Origin of the sequence: Noviherbaspirillum denitrificans (genome assembly GCF_002211445.1) — a bacterium.
Lineage (GTDB): Bacteria > Pseudomonadota > Gammaproteobacteria > Burkholderiales > Burkholderiaceae_D > Noviherbaspirillum > Noviherbaspirillum denitrificans.
In genome coordinates this window covers 879240-885295 of record NZ_LSTO01000001.1, presented here as the reverse complement: position 1 = coordinate 885295, position 6056 = coordinate 879240, and the positions used below count along the sequence as shown (strand labels likewise).

3 protein-coding genes and 1 pseudogene are annotated in these 6056 nt (G+C 60.3%); 1 reads left to right on the top strand and 3 read right to left on the bottom strand.

Going from position 1 to position 6056, the window contains the following annotated elements:
- The 3 genes and pseudogenes from tagF to AYR66_RS30640 all read right to left on the bottom strand — a co-directional run.
- Positions 1–935, bottom strand: a 935-nt coding sequence (gene tagF / locus AYR66_RS29310; protein WP_206047058.1) for a type VI secretion system-associated protein TagF, incomplete at its 3' end; no start/stop codon positions are given.
- An 11-nt stretch (positions 936–946) separates the two neighbouring features.
- Positions 947–4783, bottom strand: coding sequence for a type VI secretion system membrane subunit TssM (gene tssM, locus AYR66_RS04465; RefSeq protein ID WP_088706521.1), 3837 nt, complete (start codon positions 4781–4783; stop codon positions 947–949).
- Between the two features lie 17 nt (positions 4784–4800).
- Positions 4801–5088: pseudogene (locus AYR66_RS30640) on the bottom strand (M15 family metallopeptidase); the annotation flags it as partial.
- A 643-nt stretch (positions 5089–5731) separates the two neighbouring features.
- Between AYR66_RS30640 and tssJ the strand changes: the two are divergent.
- The coding region (gene tssJ, locus AYR66_RS04455; RefSeq protein ID WP_206047057.1) for a type VI secretion system lipoprotein TssJ at positions 5732–6056 on the top strand (325 nt) is incomplete at its 3' end.

The window sequence follows — 6056 nt, the reverse complement described above, 5'->3', positions numbered from 1 at the left end:
AGGCGGTGGTTCGTCCATGCGGGCTGTTCCCTGGAGAGGTCAAGACTGCAAGAGGCGTCGAACGCGCCGCCGAGCATGAGGGCAGTGAACCGCTCCTGCGCCCGTCCGTAGACGGCCGCGAGCGCATAACGCCCGGGGGAGGATTCCCGCACAACGAAATTGGCACGCCATGGATCACCGTTACGCCTGCCCCGCCACAGTGCGTCCAGTGTCGAGAGCCAGGCACAAGCCACCAGGGCACGCTCGCCTTTTCCAGCCGGCAGGGGAAGCTGCATGACCTGGTTGGTGGCTGGAGTGTCGAATCGCCGCAGGAAGGCACGGTAGAACGCCAGGTTCAAGAGTGCCTGCATCATTTCGGGGGGCGATTCGACTGCTGCCAGCAAGCCGGCCAGCGTCTTGGCCGGCGTGGCATGCATGAACCGGGCGACCACGCTTTCGGCAAGTTCGAGATCGGCCGCGGCGGTGTCATTCGCGCGCAATTGCGACTCGAGAAACTGGCGGCACGAAAGCGCTTCGACGGAATTTTCGACTGCACTCATCACCTGCTCGCGCAGTCCATCGAAAAACACTTCGTAGGCAATCGGCGCGACATGCGTGTAACCGGCGACAGAATCACTTGGGAGGATAGCGGTCGCAACGAGCGGGTAGCGCCGCCCGGCTTGGTCACGGCTGGGCGCAAGGATGCCAATCATGATGTGCCGCAGGTCGCGCGACACATACTGGAATTCGACCGGCTTGGCTGTATCGTAGGATTCTTCCCAGCGATCCTGGTATGCGAGGCGTTCGAACGTGCGCTGGATGAGTTCATCGAACTCGGCCGCGGCTGCATGGTCTGCATTGACCCGGACGAAATCGGCCCGGTTGGGCAGTTTGCCGTAGAGCGTGTAGCTGGCAATAAGCCCGGTATCGGCGCGCCTGAAAGGTAAAACCATCATCGTGCCGTTCCTCAGTTCGTGATCTTTTCAGGAAGGGCGACACGGCGCAGTCCCGACAATGCCAACGGATTCGTTCCATTCACCATGCGGAAATGAAAGCGCACGGCATCCGTGTCCGTATCTGTCCTCGCGGCGGCCGGCTCTTGCTCGGACGGCGCGCGCTCCTTCTTGAAGCGCCACTCCAGCACGATAGTCGGACTGGACGGATTATCTGTCCTGGCCTGCGCCAGCAAACGCATCAGGCTCAGCCTTCCGTTGAAACTGGCGACCGAAGTCGCGACGCCCGCGACCGACACCGCCTGGATGCGTGCGGCCTGTGCACCGGTATTGGCGGGATTGGGCCAGGTAAATGCGGTCCACGGTTGCGGGCCGTTGCGATAGGTGAGCAACTGCCCGTCGATTTCGAGGGTGATTTCCTTCAAACCCGGCGTGGGTACCGGCTGCATTTCGAACTTCGCGCTATCCCCTTCGAGAAGAACTGCGCTCCCGATCGACATCAGGCGTGTCACGCCGCCCAGGAAGGCTGGATTGAATCCGACGCCGATATTCGCCCATGTCCTGCCTGTCCACGCTTCGCCGCGTTTGACGGTCAGTCCCGCCAGGTGCTTGTCCATGAATTTCGGCAGGGTTCCCTCGCCTGGCTTGAGGAATTTGGCAATGTCCCCCATGGCCGCTTCGTTAGCTGAGTCCGCAAATGGGTACTTGTTCGCCAGGCTCCGCCACTGGGGAAGCACCTCGGACTGCCACGCGCGGTTGATGTCGCGCTCCACGGGGGGAACCAGCGCGGCGAAAGTCTGCACGAGCGGGCGAACCAACAGTGGGCGAACAATTTCCCTGGTCTCTTCACTCTGGTTGGACAGCAGTGCGCCATCGACCAGCGCGAGCGTATCAACCAGCTCGGAGGCGCTTCCGGTCAGGGTGGCATGGACCAGTTGCCGTGCAGCCGCATCCGGCTCGCCATTGGAGGCCATCTGCGCGATCCTGGATTTCAGTTTGGCCAGGGCTTCGAGGTAGGCCGAAATCGGTGCGCGACCACCTTCCTGTATTGCGACCAGACCGGCAACGCCTGCAAAGCGCGCGCCTAGTTCCCCGTACTTCGGCGCACCCGAAACGCTCGCCTGGGCGTTGGAACTGCCGAGTATGAGTTTTTCCGTACGCTCGACCACCGAGCTCTTGGCCGACTGGATGGATGCGGTCAGTTGCGAGGGATTGTCCCAGGCCGTCTCGCTTGCGGCGCGCGCAAGTACCTGCCGGATTGCGGATGCCTGTGTATCAGCAAGGAAACCCAGCCCCTGCGCGGCCGATTCCAGGTTGCCGAATTCCTGGATGGCAAGGCCTTGAAGAAACTTCTTCCACTCGCGTGCAAATTCCTCCTTGTACATCGACTCAAGCTCGGTCCGCGTGCGCTCGGCGTTGCCGTCCCTGCCGAGATTATCGACAGTGCTTGCCGCAAGCACCCAGTCGTCGCCACGCACTTCGCCTTTGCTTGCTTCCGTAATCGAGGCTCGGAAGTATTTGTCCCACGCTTCGCGTGTAAATGCTCCTGGAACGGCGTAACTGCCCGCCAGAACCGTAGTGGAAGGATTGTTCAGGATGCGGCCCACAGTCACCGGGGCAAATTGCGTGTTGGCCCGCGCCTTGAGTTCGTTATAGACGCGCTCCTTGGCAGGCATGCGATGGATCGCGCTGCGCAAAACATCTCGGCCTGCCGCGACGATTTCGGCACGATTGTCGATCAGGGGAAGATCCGGCTCGGCCATCTGCGAGACATAAAATGCGACGACACGTTCGGCGAGGCGATTGATTTCCTCGAGATTGCCTTTCCCGCGATTCGCTTCCAGCCACGATCGCCAGTACCTCGGTATCTGGTCTGACAAGTGCGAGGCATCCATTCGCTCCTTGTCCTCGAGCATCAGATAAGTCTTGAGGGCGTTGTAGCCATCTTCCAACGTCGGCGCAGCTGCCGATCGCGCTGCCGCCTGCGCTCCTCGCGCGGCGGCCAGAGCTTCGCGATCGCTTGCGCCTACTCGCACAATCCGGACTGGGGCATGGGCGAGCGGGATGACCGGTAATCCTTCGGCAGGCTCACGTTTCTTCCTGGCTTTGGCCGGTCCTGGCAGCGTCTCATCCACCGGAGACGGCTTCTCGACCGCTTCCGCCTTTGGCATCGGCGAACGCAGTACGGCATTTCCGCCAAGTGCGGCCAGTGTGCTCTCAAGGCTTGCCGTCACCGGACCGAGCATGAGGGATCGCACGCCGTCAAAATACTCCGCCCGCAATATCCGCTCGAGTTTCTGTCCCTGATAGAGGCTCATCCCGAGGCTGAATGGATGGCCATCCTTTCGATACGCATACAGGCGCTCGATACGCAGCTGCAAGACCTGCAATGCCTTGAGCTTGTCGGTCAGTTCGGCACTCCTTGCCAGTTCGCGCGCGGCCAACAGCTCTTCCTCGGCGCTGGCAATCAGCTTCTGGTTGCCGATGTAAGACCATGTGAGACCGGCAGTGATGAATGCAAGCAGGGCCAGTCCTCCGGCGATGCCTGCAACACGAAGGCGTGTGTTTCCCGTCTTTAGCTGGCGCGTGATGAGGTGCTGATCGGGGAACAGCACTTCGCGAAACAGGTTACGCAGGAAGAAGCTGTTTGACGACGGCGGGTGAGCTGCGTCAAAGCCGGGCTTCGCCAGATCGAACTGCTGTGCGACACGGGTGCCGGCGGAAATCCGTGGTGCGCCTTCCTGCAGTGCACTTGTAAAGTAGAAGCCGCGGAGCAGCGGCTTGGCGTGGTAGGGGTCGTCCTGGAACAGGAGTTCGACAAACTTGCCGATGGCATCCCGCATCGCGTTGAATTCGATCGGGAATGCGAACAAGGCAGGACGCGCAGCGTTTTCACGGGTCAGCGCCAGTTTTTCATTCCCGATCTGCACGAGGCCGCGATAAAGTTCGTCAAACTGCTGGCACACCGCACGCTTTGCGTCGAATTCACTGCCCTGGTCATGCGACAGCGTCGCCCCCCATACCTGCTGGCGCTCGTCTTCGGTGAACTCGTCAAAGAACTGGGCGAAGCCGCCGAGCAGGTCGATCTTGGTGAATACCAGGTAGATCGGCACCTTGATACCAAAGGCATCATCAATTTCATTGATGCGCTCGCGCACCTGGCGGGCGTACAGCGCAAACTGTTCGGACCTGAACTGGACCAGTTCGGGAAAGCTGACCGCCACGAGAATGCCGTTCACTGGCGCCTTGCGCCGGTATTTTTTCAACAGTTTGAGGAACATGAGCCATTCACCGCGATCCTCACGCTGTGTTGCATAGCGTCCTGCAGTATCCAGCAAGACGCCCTCGGTAGAGAAAAACCAGTCACAGTCCCGCGTTCCGCCGACACCCTGCACGGCATGTTTGTCGCCAAAGGGAAAGGTCAATCCCGAATGCAGGATGGCGCTGCTCTTGCCCGCAGCAGGGTGACCAATGATCATGTACCAGGGAAGTTCGTACAACGCTGCCTTGCCCCTTGCCTTGCCCAGCTTCGATGTCTTCAACGTATCGATGGCGGCAAGCATGCGCTGACGAAGACGAGTGACTTCCGCACGGCTTTCCGGACTCGCCCCCATGACGGCATCGTCCGCCTGCCCGCGCAGTACCTTTTCGAGCACGCCGCCTGCGCGTTCCGCCAGCAGCCTTCCCGCCATCAACGTGACCACCCACAGCAGCATCACGCCGAAAATCGACGCGAATCGGGCGTCGCGCGACACCAATCCCACGTAGGGCCCTGCAATCCAGATCAATGCGATCAGAATCAGGAATCCGAACGCCGAGGCGATCTTCCCGTTCCGCAGCCACTTCCACATATGTCTTCCTCAGTTCTCTATCCGCTTACCGACGGTCGTCGGTTGCGCGAACGAATCGCGCCGGCCGCTTCGATGTGGCCGTAGTCCTTGAGCTTCCATCTGCCGCCCCATGTCAGCCCTGCCCGCTCCGCCTCTTCGCCCAGCGCAAGGTAGGCGTCCATCGCCCAAGGTTCCTTTTCAGAGATGACGAGCCTCCCGTTCCGCAGCGGCGCCGCGTCGATTGCAAGTCCGTACTGGTGCTTGCTCTGGAAAGCGCGCGCATTGGTTACGAGCGCCCCGGAATCTGCCAACGCATCCTGGCGCTCCGGACTCCGGTAGCCTTCAAGCAGTGCAAATGGATAACCGCGCGATTCCAGGCGGGCAAATATCTTCAACACCGCGGCGACGAATTCGGGATCGAGCCTGCTCCAGTCCCGGTTGGCGCTTTCCAGTCCCGGCCGTTCCGTCCCGATAAACACGGAGGGCGGCAACGGCGGAGGCGGCACCAGGGCCTCTGGAGTCAGCGTTGCCTGGATATGCTGCTGGCGGTCAAGCTGCGGCGCATGCAAGGGATCGAGGAAAATGTGCCCGGACAAGGCAAGGACACTTGCCACACTCGCCATGACCAGGCCAAACGCAAGCAGCAGCGGGCCATGGACACTGGAAACGGATATCTGGATGCCTCGCGTCCGCGTGTCCGGACTGGGCGACCGTGACGGTGTTCGCACCGGCGAGACGAAGTAACGCCAGCCGATCCAACTCAGAGCGGCAAACGTTGCGACTAAGCATGCGATAACACTGACCAACATAATCCTGGCCCTACGTTTTAACAACGCTATCTGCGCGCCCGTGGAATCCGTTATCAGAGACCACCGCGCAGATATTATCTTTTTTACAATGTTGTATAATATACAATCATCGATGCAATAATTGCAACTTTTTGATCGCGATATTTTTCCGGAGACCGATATGTCCACGCCAAACAGGCCTTTAGCGATGCCGTTGAAGCTGGCCGCAATCTTCGCCAGCCTTGCAGCAGTGGCGGGATGTGCATCGGGACCGAAAACTTATGAAATCAAGGCCGTCGCTGACCCGGTCATCAACCGCGACGTTTCCGGGCGTCCCCTGTCGGTCGTTGTCCACTTGTATCAGCTGAAGGAATCCGGCGAATTTTCAAAGCTCACCTTTGATACGGTGGCAAGTGGAAGGCCGCTGTCGGAGTTGCTGGGAAAGGACTTGCTGGAAATGAGTGAGGTCGTGATGGTGCCGGGAGGCGACGAGGTCCGCAGCGACA

Bases quoted from the DNA above. Each gene is read 5' to 3' on its own strand.
- tssM (WP_088706521.1), bottom strand. From the start codon at position 4,783: ATGTGGAAGTGGCTGCGGAACGGGAAGATCGCCTCGGCGTTCGGATTC.